The organism is Pseudomonas sp. 1L-E-NC-VB-C3 (genome assembly GCF_057291535.1).
Map to the genome: position 1 here is coordinate 153,998 of NZ_JBXAWD010000013.1, position 23,598 is coordinate 177,595.

Consider the following 23,598-nt stretch of genomic DNA (forward strand, 5'->3'; position numbering starts at 1 on the left):
TCAGTCTCCCAGCGGCAGGTGATCGTCGCCGCCACGGTATTCGTCGAGGGCGAGTTTGATTCGCCGCAGACGTTCTTGATTGTCTTCAGGGCTGGCCAGCGCCAGTTCGGTGGCGAGCACGTCGATGGCCAGCAGCATGCCGTAGCGCGCCGCCGTCGGTTTGTAGATGAACGAGGTTTCCGCGCCTTGCAGCGGCAGGACGACGTCGGCCAGTTCCGCCAGTGGTGAATCGCCGCGAGTGATGGCGAGGATGCGCGCGCCGTAGTTGCGCGCCAGCTCCACGGTTTCCAAAAGCTCCGGGGTGATGCCGGTCAGCGAGCAGGCGATCAGCACTTGCTCGGCGTTCAAACTGGCGGCGGTGACGCGCATCATCACCGCGTCATGACACACCGCAATCGGGTAACCGAGGCGCACCAGACGCACCTGCAATTCATCGCTGCACAGGGTCGAGCAACCGCCCATGCCGAACGCGTGAATCATCCGCGCCTGGCTGAGCAATTTCACTGCGTCGGCGAAGCGCGATTCATCGAAACCGGCCAGATGCTGGCGCAGCGTGGTTTCGATGTCGCCGACAATCTGCCCGTAGAACGCCGACTGCTCGGGCGTGCCTGCCGGGTCGAGAAAACGGCTGCCAACGCCGCTGGCCTGGGCCAGTTGCAGGCGCAGATCGCGCAGGTCTCGGCAGCCGACCGTGCGGGCAAAGCGCGACAGCGTGGCGGTGCTGACCTCGGCGCGTTGTGCGAGGTCTTCGAGGCTGGCGCTGGCGGCAAACCCGACATCGTCGAGCATCAACCGCGCAATGCGCCCCTCGCCGGCACTGAAGGAATCCTGGCGGGCGCGGATCTGGTAGAGGATGTCCATGGGCGGCGGGCTCCGGTTACAGCAGGTAGGAAAGGCCGACGGTCAGCGCGAAAGCGACCAGCGAAATCAGCGTCTCGAGCACGGTCCAGGTCTTGAACGTCTGCGCGACTGTCATGTTGAAGTATTCCTTGATCAACCAGAAGCCGCCGTCGTTGACGTGGGAAAAGATAACCGAGCCGGCGCCGGTCGCCAGCACCAAAAGCTCAGGGTGTGGATAACCCAGACCGATGGCCACCGGCGCGACAACGCCTGATGCGGTGGTCATCGCCACGGTGGCCGAGCCAGTGGCAACGCGCATCAGCGCAGCGAACAACCAGCCCATGATCAGCGGCGACAGATGAAATTCGTGAGCGAGGCTGACGATCTGATCGGTAACGCCGGCATCCACCAGAATCCGGTTCAAGCCGCCACCCGCGCCGACCAGCAAGGTGATGCTGGCGGTGGGCGCGAGGCATTCGTTGGTGAATTTGAGGATCGATTCGCGGTTGAAACCTTGGGCAATCCCTAGCGTCCAGAAGCTCAGCAAAGTCGCCAGCAACAGCGCGATCACCGAATTGCCGATGAACAGCAGGAACTGGTTGAAAGCGCTGCCAGGGGTGGAAATCAGATTGGCCCAGCCGCCGATCAGCATCAGCACCACCGGCAGCAGAATGGTTGCCATGGTGATGCCGAAACCCGGCAATCTGTCGCGCGGCTCGCGCTCGAGAAATTGCTTTTCCAACGGATTGTCCGCCGGCAATTGAATGCGCGGCACGATGAATTTCGCGTACAGCGGGCCGGCGATGATCGCGGTCGGAATGCCGATCGCGATCGCGTACAACAAGGTCTGCCCGACCGACGCCTGATAGGCCTGCACCGCGAGCATCGCCGCCGGGTGCGGCGGCACCAGCGCATGCACCACCGAGAGGCCGGCGACCATCGGCAGACCGACCATCAGAATCGACACGCCAACGCGGCGGGCGACGGTGAAGGCGATTGGCACCAGCAGGACGAAACCGACTTCGAAGAACAGCGGCAGACCGACCAGAAACGCGATGCAGACCATCGCCCAGTGCGCGTTCCTCTCACCGAATCTGTCGATCAGCGTGCGCGCCATCTGCTCGGCGCCGCCGGACTCGGCCATCATCTTGCCGAGCATCGTCCCCAATGCCACCACCAGCGCAATATGCCCCAACGTCTTGCCGACACCCGCCTCATACGCACCGACCACAGCCGACGGCGGCATCCCGGCCACCAGCGCCAGGCCCAGGGAAATCAGGGTGATGACAATGAACGGATTGAGCCGGTAACGGGCGATCAACACGATCAGCGCGATGATGGCCACAGCGGCGTAAACCAGCAGCCAATAGCCGAAGGAAGGCGTCATGCGGTACTCCTCGAAAGGGTCACGTTCGAATGGGTTGTGAAACTCATAAATCATTTCGAGATAGAGATTTCAAACCGCATGAAAGTAATTTTCGTGGAGAGACAAGAGGTGTCGTTGGTGGATATGTGTTGTCGTGATTAATGAAAATCGGAGTGTGGGATTTTCATGGCTTCCTGGCCACCACAAAGTCCCTGTGGGAGCTGGCTTGCCAGCGATGACGGCGCCACGTTCAACATGGGTGGCGACTGATCCACCGCTATCGCTGGCAAGCCAGCTCCCACAGGAATTACATTTTTCCAGGCAGAACGCGGTCACCTGTGGGAGCGAGCCTGCTCGCGAATGGCTTCACTCGGTGCGCGCTGGACTCACACCATTTCGTTACGAATCCATTCAACCACCGACGTGCGCTTCGGCGTCCAGCCCAGCAGTTCCCGGGCGTGTTTGCCGCGTACGCGGCTGTTGGAACCGAGGCCGTAGTTGGCCATTTCGTAGCCCCATTCGGCTTCGGCGTCAGGCAATGGCCAGTCTTGCGGTTTGCCCAGATCGAGGGCTTCGGCCATGGCGGTGGTCATGTCGATGAACGAGGCTTCACCGCTCTCGACAAAGTAGAAAGTGCCCGGCACATTCCTGGTCAGCGCCAGCAGATACAAGGCGACGACGTCTTCGATGTGCACGTTGGACCAGATGTTCTGCCCTGTCCCGACGTGGCGAACGACGCCGCTTTTGCGCGCCTGCTTGAGCAGTCGCGGCAATTGCACGCTGTCGCGGTTGACGCCCAGGCTGTGGCCGTAGATGAGGGTGTTGCAGATCACCGCCGAGTTCACGCCATCCTGCGCCGCCGCGAGCACCAGATTGTCGATGGCTACGCGATCGGCCTTGTCGACAGTCGGCTCCGGTAGGTTGTCCTCGTAGTAAATGTCGTCGCTGGATTTGCCGCCGGAAGCATCGCCGACAATGCTCGAACCGCTGGTGTGCAGAAAGACCTTGTTCGAGCCGCGCAAAGCGTCGAGTAACGCTTCCACCGCACCGCGATGGTCGCTGCTGGCAGCGTTGATGACGGCATCGGCAGCACGGGCCTGTTGCGCCAGCAATTGGCTGTCATCGAGGGTGCCGATTACCGCGTTCATGCCCATCGCTTTCAGCTCATCAGCCTGCTCGGCGCTGCGCACCAGGCCGGTGACGTTGTGCCCGGCCTCCACCAGGCCGGTGGCGATGGAACCGCCGATAAAACCGGCCGCGCCGGTGACGAATACGTTCATGGAGAAACTCCCTGCGTGAATAAGTGATGCAGCGAGTATCGGCCGATGAAACCCGGCGAAAAACCCGCCCTCGGCCAATTCACTCTTGCGCAGGGATCACGAATCAGCCCTTGAATTCGGCGCTGGCGTAGGCGGCGAGTTTGCCCTGGATAAAGTCGAGGAAGCACTGGATGCGCAACGCCAGTTGTGAGTTGCGGTAGTACACGGCGTTGATCGGCTGGCGGTAGCCGCTGTTGAATTCACCGAGCAGGACTTTCAGGCGTCCGGCGCGGATGTCGTCGATGGTCATGAAATGCGACAGACAGGCAATGCCCTGCCCTTCCAGTGCCAAATGGCGCACGGTCTCGCCGCTGGAAGCGCTGATCGCCGGGCTGATCGGCCAACGGTCGCCATGCACATAGCGCAGCGGCCACTGGTTGAGGCCTTCGTTCTGGGTGAAGCCGAGCAACGTGTGTTCGCTCAAATCCGCCACTTGTCGTGGCGCGCCGTGCTTTTTCAAATAGGCGGGGCTGGCAACAATCATCAACGGACTGCAACCGAGCGAACGCGCATGCAGCGTCGAATCGGCGAGGGTGCCGATGCGGATGGCGACGTCGGTGCTTTGTTCCAGCAGGTCAATGATCAGGTCATTGCTGTTGAGTTCGAGCAGGATGTCCGGGTACAGCTGCCGGAATTCGTCGATGTAGGGAACGATGGCGTGGAGCATGAACGGCGAGGCAGCGTTGATGCGCAGGCGCCCGGATGGGGTCTGCTGGCGCGAGGACAGGCGTTCTTCGAGTTGATCCATCTGGTCGAGAATCAACTTGGCCTGTTCGAAGAAATACTTGCCCTCCTCGGTCAGGTCCATGCGTCGCGTGGTGCGGTTGATCAGCGTGGTGTCGAGCTTGGCTTCGAGCTTCGACAGCGTACGACTGACGGCCGACGGCGTCTGGCCGACCTGCTCGGCGGCGGCGGAAATCGAACCGCACTCGATCACGCAGACGAAAATCTGCAACTCATCGGATCTGGCTTTCACGGGTTCCCTCTTTGAAATCGCCAAGATCGCAGCCAATCGCCATGCCCTCTGTAGGAGCTGCCGAAGGCTGCGATCTTTTGCTGTTACCCGGATAGTAGCCCGAAACCCATCAAGCCTTGAGGTCAAACACCTCAGTCAGATGCTGCTCATAGCGCACCACATCATTGTCGATATTCGGACGCTTCATTACGTCGACGCAGAGGAAGGTCGGCAGCGCGGTCATGCCCAGAAACTCGTTGGCCTTGTGGAACGGGAAGTACACCGCGTCCACGCCTTTGGCTTCGAAGAAATCCGTCGGGTCATCGAAGGCTTGCTGCGGCGCGTTCCAGGTCAGCGACAGCATGTATTGCTTGTCCTGAATCAGACCGCCACTGCCGTACTTCTGCGAGGCATCGGAACGGGTGCGGCCGTCGCTGGCGTAGAGGCTGCCGTGACCTTCGGTGAAGACTTCGTCGAGGTACTTTTTCACCGTCCACGGCGCGCCCATCCACCAGCCCGGCATCTGATAAATGATCACGTCGGCCCAGAGGAATTTCGCCACTTCTTCGGCAACGTCATAGCCCTCGTCGATAAACGTGGTCTTGACGTCGACACCGCCGCGATCCAGCACGCTCAGCGCGGTTTCGTGCAAGGTGGCGTTGTAGCGGCCATCGGAGTGGGCGAATTTTTTACCGCCATTGAGCAACAGCACTTTCTTCATCGGAAAACCTCGGCGCAGCCTTTGAGGCTGGATTGAATCAAGAATTGGAATGGCGGCAGATTAACCATCGATCTCGCGCGAAAACAGCCACATCGACGCAAAATACATTTGATCAAAACGCACGAATCGATCGCCAATTGTTGCCGTAGCATCGCCGCTTTCTGCTTTTGAGGAAGTTGTGATGAGTGAACGCCAGGGTTTCATCCTGCACGCCAAGACCCGCCCGGAAAAAGCCGCCGAATTCGAAGCGCTGTTCCGCGCTTACGTCGAGCCGAGCCGCGCCGAACCGGGCTGCATCGAGTACCACATGCTGCGCGACAAGGAAGATCCGACGCTGTTTATCTTCTACGAGATCTGGGCCAGCCAGGCGCATCTGGATGAGCACTCGGCATTGCCACACATGAAAGCGTTTTTCGCCAAACGCATGGAGTATCTGCAGCGTGATTTCGATATCCGCGCGATCGACATGCTCAGCGAATCGTCGGCTAGCCGCTGATCAGCAAATGGGCGCCGAGCGCGCCCAGTCCGATAAAGAACACCCGCTTGAACAGCACCGCACTGATGCGCTGACGCAGCCACTGACCGAGCCACATGCCAAGCATGGCCGGGATCAGCGCCAGCAGCGAGGCGCTCAATTCGCCACCGCCGAGTGCGTCGTGCCAGAGCAGCCCAGCGGCCAGCGCCAGAGTCGAGACGGTGAAGGACAGGCCGAGCGCCTGCACCAGCTCATCGCGGCTCAGCCCCAGCGCTTGCAGGTACGGCACCGCCGGAATCACGAAGACGCCGGTGGCGCAGGTGATGACGCCGGTGATCAGGCCACACAGCGGGCCGAGCCACGATTCATGCGCGGATTTGACGTGTAGCGTGGGCAAGAACAATCCGCTCAATGCATACAGCAACAGCGCCGCGCCAAGTCCGCGCACTACCCAATGGCCGCTGGACATGCCGAGCCAGAGGGTGCCGATGCCGGTGCCGAGGAAGATCATCAGCAGCATGGGCCAGAGGCGTTTGATCAAGCTTTTCAGGTGACCACCGAAGGCCAGTTGCCAGAAATTGGTGAGGGTCGCCGGAATGATCAACAGCGCGGCTGCCTGCGCCGGCGCCATAGCCAGACCGAGCAGGCCCATCGCGACAGTGGGCAGGCCGAGGCCGATCACGCCTTTGACCGTGCCGGCGAGGAGGAAGGTGGCGATGACCAGTAGAGAAAGGGTCAGGCCGAGGGTTTGGTAGAAGTCGGTCAGTGTGTGCATTGGGGTAATGTGCACTGATCCGGGCTGGGGGAAAATCTGCCATATACTTAGGCAGCCTCTTCCTTTGCAAGAGGCTGACATCGGCTTTGAGGCATCTGACCTCTTCGCGAGCAGGCTCGCTCCCACACGGGATCTGCGCTGTACATAAGTCCCTGTGGGAGCGAGCCTGCTCGCGAAAGGGCCAGCCCAGCCACCGCGAAACCACAGGCAAACCCCATGCACTTCGACCTCACCGACCTGCGCCTCTACCTGCATATTCTCGACACTGGCAACATCACCGCCGGCGCCGCCCGCAGCCACTTGTCCCTAGCCGCCGCCAGCGCCCGAATCCGCGCGATGGAAGCCTCGCTGGGCGCCGAATTCCTCGAACGTGGTCGGCGTGGCGTCACCCCGACCCCGGCCGGTAAAGCCCTCGCCCGCCATGCGCGCATTCTTTTGCAACAGGCCGAACGCATGCAGCAGGATCTGGCCGATTACGCGCAAGGCGTCAAAGGCCAGGTGCGGCTGTTATGCAACACCACGGCGATTACCGAGTACCTTCCGGAAGTGCTCGCGGATTTCCTGCGCAGCCATCCCAATCTCGACATCGATCTACAGGAACTGCCCAGTGCGCGAATTACTCATGCCTTGCGTGAAGGCGCAGCGGATCTGGGGATTGTGTCCGACGCGGTCGACACCAACGGCCTGCAGACCCAGGCGTTTCGTGATGATCCGCTGGTGCTGATTCTGCCGCTTGATCACCCGTTGTCTGACGTTGCCGAGGTCAGTTTCAGCGACGCGTTGCAGCACGATTTTGTCGGATTGAGCGCCGACAGCGCATTGGCGATTTATCTGGAAGAACAGGCGCTGCACAGCGGCGCGCGGATGCAGGTGCGCATTCGCGCCGATGGCTTTGATGGCGCGATGCGTATGGTCGCAAGAGGGGCGGGACTGGCCATCGTGCCCTTGGCCGCTGTCGAACGTACGGCGCTCAAACGGTTCCAGTGCGTGCCCCTGAATGAGCCGTGGGCGCGCCGCGCGTTATTGCTCTGCGCGAAAGACTTCGCCGCGCTGCCGGGTTATGCCCAAGCGCTGTTACAAGCACTTATTGCTGCGCGCGCTTCTGAGCACTCCGATGTCGACCCCAGACAACTGAGCGGCGACCGGGCGCTATAGGGTGCGACTTCAATTCTCAAGTCCACCTGCCCGGAGTCCCCATGACCGCGACCGCCCCTATCACCGTTCTGCGCGACACCCACCCGCTGCCAGTGCTCGACGCCTGCAAATGGGAAAAACTCGAAGGCGACCCGCACACCGTCAACCTCAATGCCTACACCAGCGAAGACGGCAGCAAGATCATGGGCACCTGGATCTGCACACCGGGCAAGTGGCGCGTCGATTATGTGAAATGGGAGTACTGCCATTTCCAGGAAGGCTACTGCGTGATCACCCCGGACGGCATGGCGCCGATTCATCTGCGTGCTGGCGATATCTTCGTGGTTGAGCCGGGTATGAAAGGCACGTGGGAAGTGGTCGAGACCGTGCGCAAATACTTCGTCTTCGCCTGATGCAAAAAAGCCGGGAAATCACCCGACGTGATTTCCCGGCAAATATCCCGGCGTTGCTAAAACCTGTGGCGAGGGGATTTATCCCCGCTCGACTGCGCAGCAGTCGCAAACCCTGAGCACTCGGTTTACCTGACACACTCCAGGGGGCTGCTGCGCAACCCAACGGGGATAAATCCCCTCGCCACAAAGGGCTGATCGCGTTACTGCGGCTTGCGATAGCTGTTGATGATCGCCGAGAAGTCTTTCCCACCGTCACCGCGCTGGCTCATCGCCTGATACAACTGCTGCGCCACCGCGCCGAGCACTACCGGTTGATGCGCCTGCCGCGCCGCTTCAGTCGCCAGCCCAAGATCCTTCAGCATGAGTTCCGCGCCGAAACCACCGGTATAACCGCGCGAGGCCGGCGCCGTTTCGACGATGCCCGGCCACGGGTTGTACATCTCCGAACTCCAGCAACGGCCGGTCGAGCTGTTGATGATTCCGGCCAGCACACCGGTGTCGATCCCCAGCGCATCGCCCAACGCCATCGCTTCACTGACGCCGACCATCGAGATTGCCAGCAGCAGGTTGTTGCAGATCTTGGCGATCTGGCCGGTGCCGACTTCACCGCAATGCACAATGTTGCGGCCCATCTGCGCCAGCACCGGTTGCAGGGTGGCGAACAATTCCGGGGTAGCGCCGACCATGAAGGTCAGCGTTCCGGCCGTCGCACCGCCAGTACCGCCGGAGACCGGCGCATCGGCCATGGCCACGCCGTGTTTGGCGGCGGCCGCCGCTACGTCGCGGGCGGTCTGCGGATCGATGGTGCTGCAATCCACCGCCGGCACGCCTTGGCGAATGCCGGCGAGCACGCCCTCTTCACCCAGCCAGACACTGCGCACATGCACCGCGGCCGGGAGCATGGTGATCACCAGTTCGGCATCTTCCGCCGCCTCGCGGGCCGAAGCGCGGATGGTGCCGCCCAGTTGCTCGAGTTCCGCCAGCACGGTTTTGTTCAGGTCGACCAGGTTCAACGAGTGGCCGGCCTTGATCAGGTTGCGCGCCATCGGCGCGCCCATGTTGCCCAGCCCGATAAATGCGATTTTCATGATCGAATCCTCAGCGCAGGTTGATGGTGGTGTTCACGCCGTCGTTGACGCTGTCGTCGTCGAACCAGCGCGCCGTGACCGTTTTGGTCTGCGTGTAGAACTGCACCACTTGCTTGCCGTACGGGCCGAGGTCGCCGAGTTTCGAACCGCGCGAACCGGTGAAGCTGAAGAACGGTACCGGCACCGGAATCGGAATGTTGATGCCGACCTGACCGACGTCGATTTCCGTCTGGAATTTACGCGCCGCCGCACCGCTCTGGGTGAACAGGCCAGTGCCGTTGCCGAAAGGATTGGCGTTGACCAGCGCAATCGCCTGGTCGAGGGTGTCGACTTCCAGCACCACCAGCACCGGGCCGAAGATTTCCTGGGTGTAAATCTGCATGTCGGTGGTCACACCGGAGAACAGGGTCGGGCCGACAAAATTGCCTTGTTCATAACCCGGCACGCTGATGTCACGACCATCGAGTTCAAGCTTGGCGCCTTCCTTGATGCCGCTTTCGATCAGTTCGAGGATCCGCGCCTTGGCTTTTTTCGAAATCACCGGGCCGACATCGGTACCCGGCTCGCTGCCGGCGTTGACCTTGAGTTTCTGCGCCAGCGCTTTCAGGTCTGGCAGCCACTGTTTTGCGGCACCGACCAGCACCACCACCGACGTGGCCATGCAACGTTGCCCGGCGGCACCGAAACCGGCGCCGACCAAGGCATTCAGCGCTTGCTCGCGATTGGCGTCCGGCAGTACCACGGCGTGGTTTTTTGCGCCCATCATCGACTGCACGCGCTTGCCGTGTTTGCCGGCCAGGTCATAAACGTGTGTGCCGACAGCAGTCGAACCGACGAACGACACGGCTTTGATGTCCTTGTGCGTGCACAGACCATCGACCACATCCTTGCCGCCGTGAACCACGTTGAGCACGCCAGCAGGGACGCCCGCTTCGATCGCCAGCTCCACCAGCAACATGGTCGACAGCGGATCCTGTTCCGAAGGCTTGAGCACGAAGGTGTTGCCGCAGGCGATCGCCATCGGGAACATCCACAGCGGAATCATCGCCGGGAAGTTGAACGGCGTGATGCCGGCGCACACACCGATCGGCTGGCGCAGGGTGTAAGTGTCGACGCCGCCAGCGACGTTCTCGGCGAACTCGCCCATTTGCAGAGTGCCGATCGAGCACGCGTGCTCGACCACTTCCAGGCCACGGAAAATATCGCCTTCGGCATCAGCAATGGTCTTGCCCTGCTCGGCGCTGAGGACCACGGCGATGCGCTTGGAGTGCTCGCGGATTAGCGCTTGCAGCTTGAGCATGATGCGCATCCGCGCGCCGATCGGGGTCAGTTTCCAGGTCTGGAAGGCACGCTGGGCGGCGCTGACAGCGGCATCGACCTCAGCGGCGGTGGCGAACGGAACCTTGGCCAGCACTTGCTGGGTGGCCGGGTTGACGATGTCGTGCCACTCGGTGGTCTGCGACTCGACCCACTCGCCGTCGATCAGCAGTTTGACCTTTTGCAGCGTGGTGTCGTTGGGCGTAAGCGATGCGTTCATGCTGGTCTCCAGAACTTGTTTTTATCGTAGGAGCCAAGGCGAAAGGTTCGCCTTGAGATGAGGCGTGTGTCGCGAATTGGTTGTCGGACTGTTTTTGGAGTATAGATGTGCAAACTTCTAATAAGAACGCACATATAAGCCCGTCCATCATGCAAAAAAACATCACCTCGCTAGGCTCGCTGAACTGGGACGACCTGAAGTTTTTCCTTGAAGTCGCCCGCACCCGCAAGGCCAGTACCGCCGCCAAACGCCTGGCCGTCGACTACACCACGGTGTCGCGACGGATCAGTTCGCTGGAAGCGGCGCTCGGCACATTACTGTTCGAGAAATCCCGCACCAGCGGTTTCGTACTGACCACTGAAGGCCAGCGCTTGCTCGGTTATGCCGAGTCGATCGAAAGCACATTGCACATGGCTTGCGAGCAGGTTTCGGGCTCGGGCGTGGCCCTGTCCGGCCATGTGCGCATGGGCTGCACCGAAGGCTTCGGCAGTTTTTTCATCACCCCGCAACTGAGCCATTTCGTCGACGCCTACCCGGCGATCTCGGTGGACATCCTGCCGCTGCCGCACTTCATCAGCCTGTCCAAGCGCGAGGCCGACATCGTCATCGCCCTCGAGCGGCCGGAGCACGGGCCGTACGTCTGCTGCAAACTTTGCGACTACCGCTTGCAGCTGTACGCAACCCAGGACTATCTGGACAAACACCCACCCATCCGCCACCCGGCCGACTTGAGCAAGCATCAATTCATCAGTTATGTGGATGATCTGGCGTTCAGCTCGGAGTTGCTCTACCTGGCCAACGTGCTACCCGGCGCCAGCGCAAACCTGCGCAGCACCAGCGTGATCGCGCAATACGTCGGCGCGCAGCAGGGGCGCTCGCTGGCGATCCTGCCGTGCTTTCTCGCCGCACAAGACCCGCGATTGCTGCCGGTGCTGCCGGAGGAAATCGACATCACCCGGCAGTTCTGGATGTACTGCCGGGAGGATCTGCGCAAGTTGAAGCGGATTACGTTGTTGTGGGATTACATCCGCGAAGTGACTGAACACAATCAGGAGTTGTTGATGGGTGAAACGCGGGAGATGCGCTTTGCCGATTAGTCGGCGCTGACCACGATCGACACCCGGCGATTTTCCGTGCGCCCCGCTGCGGTGTCGTTGGAAGCCACCGGTTCGCTGCTGCCCAGGCCTTGCAGCTGGATGTTCTCCTGCTTCATGCCGACCGTGCCGAGGACGTTGGCGACGCTCTTGGCCCGGCGCAGCGACAGTTGCTGATTGTAGGTTTCCTTGCCGGACGCATCGGTGTGGCCATCTACCCGAACGCGCTCGATCCCCACGCCGAGCAACGCCTTGCCGATGCGTTCGACGATTTCCGTGCTGGCTGCGTTCAGGCTTTCGACGTCACTGCCAAACAGCACTTTGCCCGACAGGCCGAACTCCCAGCCGTCATCGGTCAACTCGAAACCCTGCTGTTTGAGCACGGCGACCTGCGCCGGTGTCAGGCCCTTTTGCGGGGCGGTCTGGCAACCGCTCAGGGTCAGCGCGGCGATCATCAGCAATGCGGAAAAAAGTCGAACGGGAAGAGTGAACACGGACATCAGCTCCTGGTGTGAACGGAATCGACCGGGCGCTCCGACCCGGCGGTGAATTGCGCGCCGCGCGACAGGCGCTTGGCCTGGTACATTGCCGCGTCGGCTGCGTTGAGCAAGGCACCCGGCGTGGCGCCATGATCGGGGTAAACGGCGATGCCGATACTGAGCGAGGTCACCACACTGCTGTCGCCGGGCAGGGTGATCGGCATGTCCATGCTGGCGAGAATCTTGTCAGCGATGTGCTCAGCGTCTTCGACCGTGTGCAGTGGCGCAAGCAGCACGGCGAACTCGTCGCCACCCAGCCGCGCGACCAGATCATCCTCGCGCAATTGCGCTCGCACGCGATTGGCGATGGCCACCAGCACTGCGTCGCCCGAGGCGTGGCCGAAGTTATCGTTGATGCCTTTGAAGCGGTCGCTGTCGAGAAACAGCACGGCGACCCGCTCATCGTGTTTTTTGCCGTTGCGCAAGGCGCGGATCAAGCGGCCTTCAAAAAACGCACGGTTGGGCAAACCGGTGAGGCTGTCGTGGGTCGCTTGGTGAGCGAGAGTTTCGTTTTCGTTTTGCAGATGGGTTTGCCACGACTCGAGTTCGCCGAGCAAGGCATTGAAGTCGTTGCCCAGATTATCCAGTTCAGCGATTTGCGCCGGCGGCACGCGCCGATCCAGCGCTCGCTCACTGCGCGCGGCGTGGGCGACGGAGGCGAGGCTGTGCAATGGGCCAATGATTGCGCGCAGCTGCCGCCGCGCCAGATAGAGCGCGACCCAGGCGCTGATCGCGGTGCAGAGCACAATCCCGGCCAGGCCGCTGAGCAGGAAGCGCATCAGGCTGCCGCCGTGGCCGATGAGCAGGACGCGACCAATTTCACGGTCCTGATGCTCGATCGGCAGGCTGACCGGTTTTTCCAGAAGAGCGCGGGTGATCTGCATTTCCAGCTCGGAGAACAAGCCGGTCTCGACGCGCTGCCATTGCGCGATCAATTGGCCTTGCGCGTCGAGCACTCGGGCATCTGCCACTTCCTCGGTGGCGGCGATGATCGCCAGCGCCTCGGTTGCCGCCGCTTTGTCATTGAACACGACGGCTGCCTCGACGGTGTAGCTGATCGAACGGGCGATCAAGTGCAGGTTGTGGTCGGCATAGACCCGCAGCGCGAGCACGCCCAGCAAGGTCAGCGAAACACTGGCCATCGCCACCGCCACCAGCGCGACAATCAAATGCCCACGGCCAATGACCGAACCAAGGGTGGGGCGAGCCTTCCAACTGAACAGCTTCATGGCGCCGCCGCTTTGCGACGGGACAACTGCAACACGCTGGGGTGAATGCGCACACCACTGCGAGCCACGGAGTCGAGATTGACCTCGAACGACACTTGTTCATCGCCAACGCGCAGGCAGAACAGACTGCCGACGGTGCATTGATCGTCTGCTTCGCTGATGCTCAGCACTGGATGCCCGATCAACGATGCGAACAGGCGACTGCGTTCGTCGGCGGTGAGCTTGCCGATGTACACCGCATCGCATTCGCTGACGATGGCCGGGTTGTCTGCCAGCAGGCGCCGCACAGCCACCGGCCGCCCCGTGGCTTGGGTGGTGCCTTTGACCAGGTCATCGGTGTATTCGGTGGGGCCGACGATGCACAGGCGCAATTGCGCCGGTTCCACCGGCCAGCGTGCATAGCTGAGGATGCCAAGCACCACTTGCGTGACCGCTTTGGCCCGTTGCTCGGCCGGCCCGGTTTGCGCTTGGGCGATGGCGCTGCCCGTGAACAACCAGAGCAAAACGATCAGCAATGCGTGCTGGCAGGCCACCACACGCTGTGTCGCCCAGACGGCCACCTTCATGGAGGGATTCTCTTGGAGCGTAACGAAATGATGCCGCAACGATAGCACAGCGCCAGAACACCAGCGAGGCGCCTGCCTCTGACCGGTTGGTCAGTATTCGTTGTCGGTCATTCAGCACTTCATCCCTGAGACTCGGTGCCCTCCTCCAGTTCCAGCATCAGCCCGCTCAGACGCTTGACCTTGCGCAGCACCGCCTCTTCAAACACGCCGGCACGCGGCTCGATCAGGGTGAACCAGTGCCGGGCGCGAGTAATCCCGGTGTAGATCAACTCTTTGGTCAGTACCGGATTCAGCGCATCCGGCAGGATCAGCGCCGTGTGGGCGAACTCCGAACCCTGGGACTTGTGCACCGTCATGGCGTACACGGTTTCGACATCATTGAGTCGACTCGGCAACACGAAGCGCACGCCGCCCTGACCATCGTTACGCGGAAAGGCCACGCGCAGAACCGTTTTGCCGATTTCTGCGCCTTCACGCTCGGGCAGTTTCAGGGCGATACCGATGTCGCCGTTCATCAGGCCCAGACCATAGTCGTTGCGTGTCATCAGCACCGGCCGACCTTCATACCACTGCTGGTCGCTCTCGATCAGACGCGCCTTGAGCAATGCAGCGGTAATGCGCTGATTCAGACCTTCAACGCCCCATGGCCCTTTGCGCACCGCGCACAGCAACTGGAATGTGTCGAACGCCTGCAAGACTTCACGCGCCCAATAGGTCCAGTCCGCATGCTCAAGGGGCCGCGTCGACGGTGGACGCTGATCGCGCAGTACGCTCAAGTAATGGCGATAACCTTGCGGGCCGTTGCCGTGACCTTCAAGCAGCAGGCGTTCGAGCTTGTGATCGTGCTCGCCTTTGAGCGGCAGCGAATACACGTCGTCGTAGCCGCCAGCGGCGAGCAACTGTCGCGCCTCGTCGGCCAATTGCTGATTGACCCGGCGCGCAAGCTGACCGATACCGCTGCCCTCGCCGAAGCGGCGCGAGTGACGCAGCATCACCACTTGTTGCGCCAGCGGATGGGTGCCGTCGCGATCTTCATGCAAACCGCTGCCCTGCAACGACTCGCCACTGACAGACTCCAGCCATTGTCGCGTTTGCGGGCTGTACCAACCGCCCTCGGCGTCACGGCACAGATCGCCCAGTACCGCACCGGCCTCGACCGAGGCCAACTGATCCTTGTCGCCCAGCAGCACCAGCCGAGCATGGGCCGGCATGGCGTCGAGCAAGTTGGCCATCATTTCCAGGTCGATCATCGAAGCTTCGTCGACCACCAGCACATCCAGCGGCAGGCGGTTGCCGGCATGGTGACGGAAATGCCGGGTGCCCGGTCGACTGCCGAGCAGACGGTGCACGGTGGTCACATCGCTGGGGATCGCCGCGCGCACCGCTTCGGCGACTTGCAGTGATTGCACTTGCTGACTGATCGACTCGGTCAAACGCGCAGCGGCCTTGCCGGTCGGTGCCGCCAGACGAATGCGCAGCGGATGGCCAGCCTCGACGGCCGGTGCCTGCAGCAACGCGAGCAAGCGCACCACCGTGGTGGTTTTCCCGGTGCCCGGGCCGCCAGTGATGATGCTGAAGGCGCTGCGCGTAGCGATGGCGCAGGCGAGTTTTTGCCAATCGATGACAGCTGCGGATTCCGCGCCGCCGAACAATTCGTTCAGACGCTGCGGCAGATCATCCGGCGTCGGCTCCTGCTGCATCAAGCGTTGCCGCAACGCTGCATCGATGCGGCGTTCGTAGGTCCAGTAGCGGCGCAGGTACAGGCGTTTCGAGGACAGCACCAGCGGACGTGTCTGCGCTGTTTCACTCGGGTCAGCGGCCAGGGCCACCAATGGACTGCTTGCCAGCACTTTGCACCAATGAGCTCCATCGAGCGTTTCGAGCAATTGCGAGGGCAGCAGCAACACACCGCCCTGCACATCGCCTTCGGGCGGCAATGACAGTGCAAAATCCGGCGCCTTGAGGGTTTCAAACAGGTCCAGACACACATGACCATGGCCGAGTTGGTGACTGGTCAACGCCGCCGCGAGCATCACCAGCGGATCGGTCTCGGGCTCGAGTTCATGAAGGAACGCGACAAAGGCGCGGTCCAGCGCGCGCAGCCAGCCGCGCTCGACCCAACGGCTCAGCAACAACAGCAAATCATCGGCGCGGGTCAGCGGCGAGAGTTTCGACAGGCTGTCCGCTTCCAGCGGCGTCGGCAGCAGATCGGCGAATGTGCGGCTCATAACAGGACTCCCTGTTCCCAGGCGGGTTCGGTCTTGGGTTCGGGTTTGCCCTGGAACATCCGGTCGAGGCGTTCGATCAATTCCCGTGGTGGACGCACGAAGTACACGCCACGACTTTCCGCACGCGTACCGCGCAGAAACAGATACAGCGCCCCGCCGACATGGCGGTCGTAATCGTAATCCGCCAGCCGCGCCTTCAACTGGCGATGCAGTGCCAGCAGATACAGCACGTATTGCAGGTCGTAACGGTTGTCGAGGATCGACTGCTCCATCGCCTGCACGGTGTAGGCCTGATCATCCACGCCGAGCCAGTTGGATTTGTAATCGGCGACGTAATAACGGCCAGCGTGCTCGAAGGTCAGGTCGATAAAGCCCTTGAACATGCCGTTGAGTTGCACCGGTTCTGCCGCAACACGAGCGACGCCATTGTGGGTGTGCTGGCGCACCTGTTCGTCGAGTTTGAGCACGTCGACTTTGTGGCTGGCAAACCAGAACTCCATCTCGACGCGGTATTGCTTCAACTGCTCAAGAACCACCGGCGGTTGCCCGCCAGCGATCGGCAACGGTAACTTGATCAAATGCTGCAGCCAGTCAGTCAGCGTGGTGATCCAGCCTTGCCAGCCGCGCAGGTTGCAGCGCCGGGCAACTGCATCTTCCAGCGCTTCGCGGGTAACCGAAAAACCTTCAGCGCCCGCCCATTCGAGCAAGCCATGCAAAAACGTGCCGGGATTCGGTCCGCGAGGAAAACGGTGGATATCGGCGCCACCGCTGCTGATTTCATGTGGCGCGTCGGGATCGAGGCGCTCGTCGTCGAAGAGCTTTTGCGCCTGCGGACTGTCCGGTGCTTCATCGCTGCCGACGCTCAATATGTCGCTGATGCGCAAAGCGCTATAGGAAGCGATCCACCAGTTTTCACTGGCTTTGCGCTTGGGCCGTAGCGTCGCTCGTAGCACTGCTTCATTGCGCGGCGGTTGGTAATGCTCGTCAGTGGGCTGAGGCATTTCGCCGATGCCGATGGCCGGGCAGTCTTGCTGCAGATCCCGCAGCCAGCGATTCAGTTCGCTGGACTCGCCCAAAGCGGCACCGCCACCGAGCAAATAACCCAACGCCGACAGGTGCAGCACCGAGCTGTTGTTATTGCCGCGCTTGAGATCAGTGACGCCCAGCCAACAGGCATGCTGCGCGCGGGTTAACGCGACATACAGAAGACGCAGATCTTCGGCCAGACGCTCATCGTCAGCCAGCGCGATCAACTCGGGGGTCGGCTTGAGGCTGATCTGCGCCTTGCCCGCAACGTCGTGGTAATGCAGCGGCAAACGGCTGCCATCCACCGGTTTCGCCGAGCAAATGAATGGCAGGAACACCAGCGGATATTCCAGACCCTTGGATTTGTGGATGGTCACCACTTTAACCAGTTGCTCGTCGCTTTCCAGACGCAGAATCTGCTCTTCACCGGCCTGACCGGACAGTGCCAGCAGCTCGGCCAGATGGCGGATCAGCGCTTGCTCGCCGTCCAGTTCAGCAGCGGCTTGCTGCATCAGCTCCGACAGGTGCAAAAGGTTGGTCAGCACGCGTTCGCCGTCACTGCGCTGCATCAGGGTTTGCGGCAGGTGGAAGTCGTGAAGCAGGCGGCGCAACATCGGCAACACGCCCTGTTTGCGCCAGAGCTCTCGATAGCCGCGGAACTGCATGACCCGGGCTTCCCAGACCATTTCATCCTGGTTCAGGCGCTCCAGTTCGATCAGCGGCAGGTTCAATGTGGTGCAAGCCAGCGCAGCCTTGAGCGAACGTTCGACATCGGGCTCGGCGCAAGCCTTCAGCCACGCCAGAAGGTCGTGCGCCTCTTGCGCGGCGAACACCGAATCCTTGTCCGAGAGATAAACACTGCGCACCCCTCTGGCGGCGAGTTCGGCGCGTACGGCCTGGGCTTCCTTACCGTCGCGGACGAGGATCGCGATGTCCGAAGGGCGTAAACCTTTGAGGTCGTCTGCTTGAAAGAAACCAGCGCTGCCGGTTTGCCCGCCATTGAGCAGTGCGGTGATTTGACTGGCGCAGGCGGCGGCCATTTGCTGGCGATAAACCGCGCCGGACAACGGCTGATCGCTGGGCAGTAGCCAGACATTGAGTGCCGCGACGTCTTGCCCGGCAATCCGCAGCGTTTCCTTGCGTCCCTGAGACTCGACCGGGAGGAACGGTACCGGGTTCTCGCCATTTCTTTCGCGAAACAAAAACGCGCCGCGTCCCTGCTCTCGGGACTCGGCGCGTTCGAATACGTGATTGACCGCTGTCACCATGCCGTGGCTGGAGCGGAAGTTGGTGCCTAGTGTATGCAAACGGCCGGTAGTGGCCTGACGTGCGCGCAGATAGGTGTAGATGTCGGCACCACGGAAGGCATAGATCGCCTGCTTGGGGTCGCCGATCAGGAACAGGCCGGTGTCAGGGTGATTGTCTTCGATGCGGTAAATGCTCTCGAAGATGCGGTACTGAACCGGGTCGGTGTCCTGGAATTCGTCGATCAGCGCGACCGGGAACTGCTCGCGGATCAGCGTTGCCAGACGCTCGCCGCCCTCCGATTGCAGCGCGGCATCCAGACGCAGCAACATGTCGTCGAACCCCATTTCTGCGCGACGGCGCTTCTCTTCTTCAAAACGCGCGCCGACCCACTTGGCAGCGTGTTGCAGAACAGCAGCATCGGGCGTCGGCAAGGCATCCAGGCTCGACTTGAGTCCGGACATGGCGTCCAGCCCCGGATGACTGGGAGCCTGGCCTTTCCAGGCCTCGGCCATGCCATCGGGTGTCAATCGGGTGAAGCCGGTGCCTATGTCCAGTTGCTCAAGCGACTCGTCTTCGGCCCAGGTCTTGAGTTTCTCGAACCAGGGCTCGAAATAACGCGCCTGCATTTTGCGGCCATCGACGGTTTTGCTGGCGACGCCTTCATGGCAGAGCGCGAGCAGCTCGTCTGCCCAGTCATGCCAAGGCATTTTCAGTTCGACCAACGCCGCTCGCCGCTCCAGCAAACACTCCTCGATCAGCTCCGCAGGCGCCTTGCCTTCATCGGTGTCACGCTCGCTGGCAAACAAGCCACGTACCCGAGGCAACAACGCGGCAGGGCCACCCCAATTGCTGCGCACCCAGTTCAGCGCATCGCCCTGCATCGGGTAGCAGAACAGTCGCCAGTAATCGCGCAACACTTCGCCAAGCAGATCGCTGTGATCGGTTTCCAGGGATTGCGTGAACAGGCTGCCGCTGTCGAACGCGTGCTCGCGCAGCATGCGCTGACACCAGCTGTGAATGGTCGAGACGGCGGCTTCGTCCATCCACTGCGCGGCGATATCGAGGCGGTTGGCGCAGCCCGGCCATTGCTGCGGATCGAACTGTTCGCGCAGCTCGGCAATCAATCCGTCGGGGGCAGTAATTTCATCGCGGAAGAACCGCGCGGCCTCAGCCAAGCGTGTCCGAATCCGTTCACGCAGCTCTTTGGTAGCAGCGTCGGTAAACGTCACTACGAGGATTTGCGGCGGCAGTAATTCTCGTGCAAAACCGCTTGTCTCGCCGCCATGGCCGAGAATCAGCCGCAGATAAAGTGCCGAAATCGTAAAGGTTTTACCGGTGCCGGCGCTTGCTTCGATCAACTGACTGCCGCGCAGCGGGAAGGCCAGAGCCAACGGTGTTTTGGTACTCATGCGCGCGCACCTTCGCTGGACAAGGAACGCCACGGCGCTTCGAATAATGGGCGGTACAACGCGTCGCACCAGCCGGTGAAGGTTTCGTCTGCCAACAATGCATCGAAGTCGGGATATTGCCGGAGCAGTGCCGGGCTTTCGCGCCGCTCGCCGTTGCTGGTCTGGCCGTCACCGTCATAGGCTTTTCGCGCAGCGGCTTCGGCTTTGACCGGGTCAGTTTGAGACAACCAGGCGAACGCGGTTTTTATCGCAATCGGCAGGGGTTGGCGCATGCCTGATTGCCAGGCAAGAAGCAGGTCACCGAGCAAACGCAACGCTCGGTCTCGCTCCATTGGCTCAAGCAACAACGTGTCGTCACTGGCGACCAATGCCGTGGTCAGCGCATGCTCGCTGGCGCAGGCGACCAGATGGGTAACCCACGATTTGGTCAGCCGATGCCACTTGCGAGTTTTGATCGAGCCGATGCTATTGGGAATGGTCGTGACCGACAGCAGGCCGCCATCGGCGCGTTGATGCAGGTTTGCGAGCCAGCCCTCCAGCCGCAAACCCTGCAGGTCGAGACTGACCGGGATTGCACTACTCAATGGCGTCGGCCATAACGTCAGCAACTGTTGATAACGCTGCAGAAGATCCGGCAGCGGTTCGATCAGTTCACGCTGTAGGCATTCGCCAAAACCGGCCATAGGCAGCAGACCACTGTTTTGCAGGCGCAGCGCCCGGGCTTGCAGCGCCTGATCGATATTGTCCGGCTGGCTGAGTGCGGCTTCCAGCAAACTGTCGCTTAGCGTGTAGCGCTGTAGGGCGTCCAGCACGAAAGGTTCTTCATCTGCCAACGGCGCTTGCGCCGCCTCGAAATAGACCTTGAGACGCTGGGTGAAAAAATGCCGAACCGGATTACGCAGAAAATCCTGCAGCAATGCCAGCGTCAACGGTTCCTCTTGAACATATGGCGCGAGTAACGGCGCTTCGCTTTGCTGCGCTTTCTCTTGATGTAACACCTGCCACTCGCTGGCGTAGCTGAACAGTTGCTCGCCTTCGTGGAAATAGCGGGCACTGAAAGGTTGCAGGGGGTGTTCTTCGGTCAGCGCTTCCAATAGATCCTGGGTAGGGTCGATTGAACGCCAGCCGCTGGCGAGGTGATCGCGCAACTGGCCGATGAGCACCGAGGCAGGTCGTTCGCTGTTGTCGCGGATGCTGCGACCGACCCAACTGATGTAGAGCTGAGAGCGCGCGGACAACAGCGCTTCAAGTAACAGATAGCGGTCGTCCTCACGTCGTGAGCGATCCCCAGGTCGGTAATCGCTGCCCATCAGATCGAAGTCCAGCGGTGGTTGCGCGCGGGGATAATCGCCGTCGTTCATGCCCAGCAGACAAACCAGTTTGAAAGGAATGGCACGCATCGGCATCAAGGTGCAGAAATTCACCGCACCTGCGAGGAATCGTTGTGACAAACGGCCCTGATCGAGCCCGGCGAGCCAGGCTTCGCGCACGACAGTCAGCGGCAGTTCGTCAGTCAGGCCGACCGCCTCGCAGGTCTCCAGCCAGGTCTCGCGAAGCTCTTCGAGCTGAGTCAGCAGGTAGTCGTCGTGCTCGTTGCTCGCCTGAAAGAACACTTGCATCAGCGCCTGCAAGCGCAGCCCCCACTCTTTCGGTTGAGCCGGTTGCGTGAGTTGCTGATGAGCGATTTCCAAGGCATCCAGCAGCGCCACCAATGGCCCGATCAGGGCAGCGTCAAGTCCACCAATTTCGTCGTAAGGCTCGATACCTGCACATGCATCGGCACTGCCGACGGCGTAGCCCAGCAGCATTCGGCGTAGACCGAAATGCCAGCTGTTCTGCTCCAGTTCCTCAGGCAATCCGAGACCGGCCCGTTGTTCGGCACTCATGCCCCAACGCACGCCGGCACCCTCGATCCAGCGGTGCAGGGTTGGCAGGTCACGTTCCTCTACGCCAAAGCGAGCACGCAGAGCTGGAACATCGAGCAGGTCGAGAATCTCGCTGACCGGGAAACGGCTGTCCGGCAGCTTGAGCAGGTGCTCGACGGCGATCAGTAATGGATCACGTCCTCGCTGGCCCTGGTCCGCCAAAGTGAACGGAATGAAGCGCGGGTCAAATCGATCGAGCTGACCGAAAACCGCGCGGATATGCGGGGCGTAGCTGTCGATATCAGGGACCATCACGATCACGTCCCGTGGGCGTAGAGCCGGGTCGGCGCTGAAACGCGCCAGGAGTTGATCGTGCAGGATTTCGACTTCGCGCTGGGCACTGTGGGCGATGTGAAAACGGATCGATTGGTCCTGCGTCAGGTCGACAGCGGGCCAGAGCTCACGAGTCTCGTTGAGGGGGCGCAATTCGAGGATGTCGTCCTGAAGCTGGTTAAGCATGTTGTGCGGCTGGGCTTCGCTGAACAGGTCGATGCGGCCGTCACGAAAGGCTGCGCGGTAGCTGTTGGGATCGTCGTAGCTGTCGAGCAGGTTGATATAGTCGCGACCTTGCTTGCCCCAAGCGGCCAGCAACGGATGCGCGTGCTGATGCAGGGTTTCGGCATCAAGTACAACGGGCATCCCGCTTTTGCGTTGTTGGCGCTTGTATTGATGTCGCAGCAGATCCTTGTCGGCAACGATATCGGCCCAGTGATGGCGACAGGGGTTGTGTACGCAAAGCAGAACCTGACTGAAGCGCGCCAGACCGGCGAGCGCTTCAAGAACTTGTGCGGGCAATGAAGAAATGCCAAAGACGATAACGCGCGGCGGCAGTGAAGCCGGAGCCTCATCAAGGGTGTTGATGCGTTCCATGAAACGTTGATGGACGCCGGCACGGCTCTGCGCCATGCCTTGTTCGCCGACATCATTCAGCAGCGCTCGCCACAACTCGGCCTGCCAGCAACTGGTCGGTGGCAGCGGTTTTATTTCACCTCTGACATTGCGCAGTTGATGATGCCCTTCAGCCCAGTCCTCGAGCCAGTCGGCCCGATAAACTTGATATTGGTCGAACAGATCGGCCAGACGCTCTGACAATTGATAGCGCTTGCGCAGATCGCTGTCATGGGTGAGGAAGCGTTGCAGCGGCTCGAAATGGGGGCGATCGATTACCTGTGGCAAGAGGCGCATCAGACGCCAGGTCAGCGGAGCTTTATCGAGCAGGGATTTCGCCGGAATCTCTTCTCGTCCCAATACCATGCGATACAGCTGCCACATGAAACTGCCGGGTAGTTGAACGTCAATCGCCGCAGCGATCCCGCAACCGCCAAGGTCATCGTCTTCAGGATCTTCGGCCAATGCGAGTTTGAGCCATTGGGCGATGCCGTTGCTTTGCACCAAAGCGATTTCGTTTTCCAAGGGTGCCAGTGGGTAGCGCCGCATGATGCTGACCACAAGACTGCGCAGCTCATCGAGACTGTTGCTCTGAACCACCATGAATGCAGCGTTGAGGGACTGGGCGTCCGACATATGGATTCCTTGGAAAATCGCTAAAGCCGAGGCAGAACCTTAGCATTGTCGGCCGGCTGTGACAGCCGGACGAGGTCTGCGAAGCCTGTAAGAACTTTCTCGCAGGCAAAACAAAACCCCAACTGCTTTCGCAATTGGGGTTTCGGAATTTAATCTTGACGATGACCTACTCTCACATGGGGAAACC

The 23,598-nt window shown here is 61.1% G+C and carries 18 protein-coding genes; 4 read left to right on the forward strand and 14 right to left on the reverse strand.

Annotated elements, in window-relative coordinates:
* The 5 genes from AC0Z5Z_RS21270 to mdaB all read right to left on the reverse strand — a co-directional run bounded on the left by AC0Z5Z_RS21270 (position 1) and on the right by mdaB (position 5,201).
* Positions 1-861, reverse strand: coding sequence for a MurR/RpiR family transcriptional regulator (locus AC0Z5Z_RS21270; protein ID WP_024011492.1), 861 nt, complete (start codon positions 859-861; stop codon positions 1-3).
* A gap of 16 nt (positions 862-877) precedes the next feature.
* The gene (locus tag AC0Z5Z_RS21275) at positions 878-2,227 is read right to left on the reverse strand and encodes a GntP family permease (protein ID WP_485611595.1); all 1,350 of its coding nucleotides are present in this window, start codon (positions 2,225-2,227) and stop codon (positions 878-880) included.
* A gap of 365 nt (positions 2,228-2,592) precedes the next feature.
* Complete coding sequence (locus AC0Z5Z_RS21280) at positions 2,593-3,486, reverse strand: NAD-dependent epimerase/dehydratase family protein (protein WP_252868773.1); 894 nt, start codon at positions 3,484-3,486, stop codon at positions 2,593-2,595.
* A 103-nt stretch (positions 3,487-3,589) separates the two neighbouring features.
* Complete coding sequence (locus tag AC0Z5Z_RS21285; RefSeq protein WP_252868772.1) at positions 3,590-4,501, reverse strand: LysR family transcriptional regulator; 912 nt, start codon at positions 4,499-4,501, stop codon at positions 3,590-3,592.
* Positions 4,502-4,610: 109 nt separating this feature from the next.
* Positions 4,611-5,201: an NADPH:quinone oxidoreductase MdaB gene (gene mdaB, locus AC0Z5Z_RS21290; protein ID WP_252868771.1), complete on the reverse strand. Its 591-nt coding sequence runs from the start codon at positions 5,199-5,201 to the stop codon at positions 4,611-4,613.
* A 181-nt stretch (positions 5,202-5,382) separates the two neighbouring features.
* Here mdaB and AC0Z5Z_RS21295 point away from each other — a divergent pair, with 181 nt between their 5' ends.
* Positions 5,383-5,697, forward strand: coding sequence for a putative quinol monooxygenase (locus AC0Z5Z_RS21295; protein ID WP_485611596.1), 315 nt, complete (start codon positions 5,383-5,385; stop codon positions 5,695-5,697).
* Here AC0Z5Z_RS21295 and AC0Z5Z_RS21300 read toward each other — a convergent pair.
* Entirely contained in the window at positions 5,687-6,451 is a 765-nt protein-coding gene (locus tag AC0Z5Z_RS21300; RefSeq protein WP_485611597.1) for a sulfite exporter TauE/SafE family protein, read from the reverse strand. The two genes, AC0Z5Z_RS21295 and AC0Z5Z_RS21300, sit on opposite strands and share 11 nt — an antisense overlap.
* 216 nt (positions 6,452-6,667) lie before the next feature.
* Between AC0Z5Z_RS21300 and AC0Z5Z_RS21305 the strand changes: the two genes are divergently transcribed.
* Together AC0Z5Z_RS21305 and AC0Z5Z_RS21310 are read left to right on the forward strand one after the other, a co-directional pair.
* Positions 6,668-7,606, forward strand: a complete 939-nt coding sequence (locus tag AC0Z5Z_RS21305; protein WP_485611598.1) for a LysR substrate-binding domain-containing protein — start codon at positions 6,668-6,670, stop codon at positions 7,604-7,606.
* 41 nt (positions 7,607-7,647) lie between these two features.
* Positions 7,648-7,998 carry a cupin domain-containing protein gene (locus AC0Z5Z_RS21310; RefSeq protein WP_016770579.1) on the forward strand — a complete coding sequence of 117 codons (351 nt, stop codon included), beginning with the start codon at positions 7,648-7,650 and terminating at the stop codon, positions 7,996-7,998.
* Between the two features lie 200 nt (positions 7,999-8,198).
* Here AC0Z5Z_RS21310 and mmsB read toward each other — a convergent pair whose 3' ends face one another.
* Positions 8,199-9,086, reverse strand: a complete 888-nt coding sequence (mmsB, locus tag AC0Z5Z_RS21315) for a 3-hydroxyisobutyrate dehydrogenase (protein WP_016770578.1) — start codon at positions 9,084-9,086, stop codon at positions 8,199-8,201.
* 10 nt (positions 9,087-9,096) lie between these two features.
* Positions 9,097-10,623: a CoA-acylating methylmalonate-semialdehyde dehydrogenase gene (locus AC0Z5Z_RS21320; protein WP_024011486.1), complete on the reverse strand. Its 1,527-nt coding sequence runs from the start codon at positions 10,621-10,623 to the stop codon at positions 9,097-9,099.
* A 149-nt stretch (positions 10,624-10,772) separates the two neighbouring features.
* On the opposite strand from AC0Z5Z_RS21320, the gene AC0Z5Z_RS21325 reads away from it, so the two are divergent.
* Positions 10,773-11,720 (forward strand): LysR family transcriptional regulator, encoded by a 948-nt coding sequence (locus AC0Z5Z_RS21325; protein WP_485611603.1) that lies wholly within the window; start codon positions 10,773-10,775, stop codon positions 11,718-11,720.
* Here AC0Z5Z_RS21325 and yfiB read toward each other — a convergent pair.
* The 6 genes from yfiB to recC form a co-directional block, all read right to left on the reverse strand.
* Complete coding sequence (yfiB, locus tag AC0Z5Z_RS21330; RefSeq protein ID WP_191622424.1) at positions 11,717-12,217, reverse strand: outer membrane lipoprotein YfiB; 501 nt, start codon at positions 12,215-12,217, stop codon at positions 11,717-11,719. The two genes, AC0Z5Z_RS21325 and yfiB, sit on opposite strands and share 4 nt — an antisense overlap.
* A complete protein-coding gene (gene dgcN, locus AC0Z5Z_RS21335; RefSeq protein ID WP_236169248.1) occupies positions 12,217-13,485 on the reverse strand; it encodes a diguanylate cyclase DgcN/YfiN in 1,269 nt (422 codons plus the stop codon). The genes yfiB and dgcN overlap by 1 nt, the downstream gene beginning before the upstream one ends.
* Complete coding sequence (gene yfiR / locus AC0Z5Z_RS21340) at positions 13,482-14,051, reverse strand: regulatory sequestration protein YfiR (protein ID WP_041477864.1); 570 nt, start codon at positions 14,049-14,051, stop codon at positions 13,482-13,484. Before yfiR ends, dgcN begins: the two co-directional genes overlap by 4 nt.
* Positions 14,052-14,170: 119 nt before the next feature.
* Positions 14,171-16,279 carry an exodeoxyribonuclease V subunit alpha gene (recD, locus tag AC0Z5Z_RS21345; protein ID WP_485611599.1) on the reverse strand — a complete coding sequence of 703 codons (2,109 nt, stop codon included), beginning with the start codon at positions 16,277-16,279 and terminating at the stop codon, positions 14,171-14,173.
* Complete coding sequence (recB, locus tag AC0Z5Z_RS21350; protein ID WP_485611600.1) at positions 16,276-19,962, reverse strand: exodeoxyribonuclease V subunit beta; 3,687 nt, start codon at positions 19,960-19,962, stop codon at positions 16,276-16,278. The genes recD and recB overlap by 4 nt, the downstream gene beginning before the upstream one ends.
* Positions 19,959-23,411, reverse strand: a complete 3,453-nt coding sequence (gene recC / locus AC0Z5Z_RS21355) for an exodeoxyribonuclease V subunit gamma (protein ID WP_485611601.1) — start codon at positions 23,409-23,411, stop codon at positions 19,959-19,961. Before recC ends, recB begins: the two co-directional genes overlap by 4 nt.
* Positions 23,412-23,598: the final 187 nt, after the last annotated feature.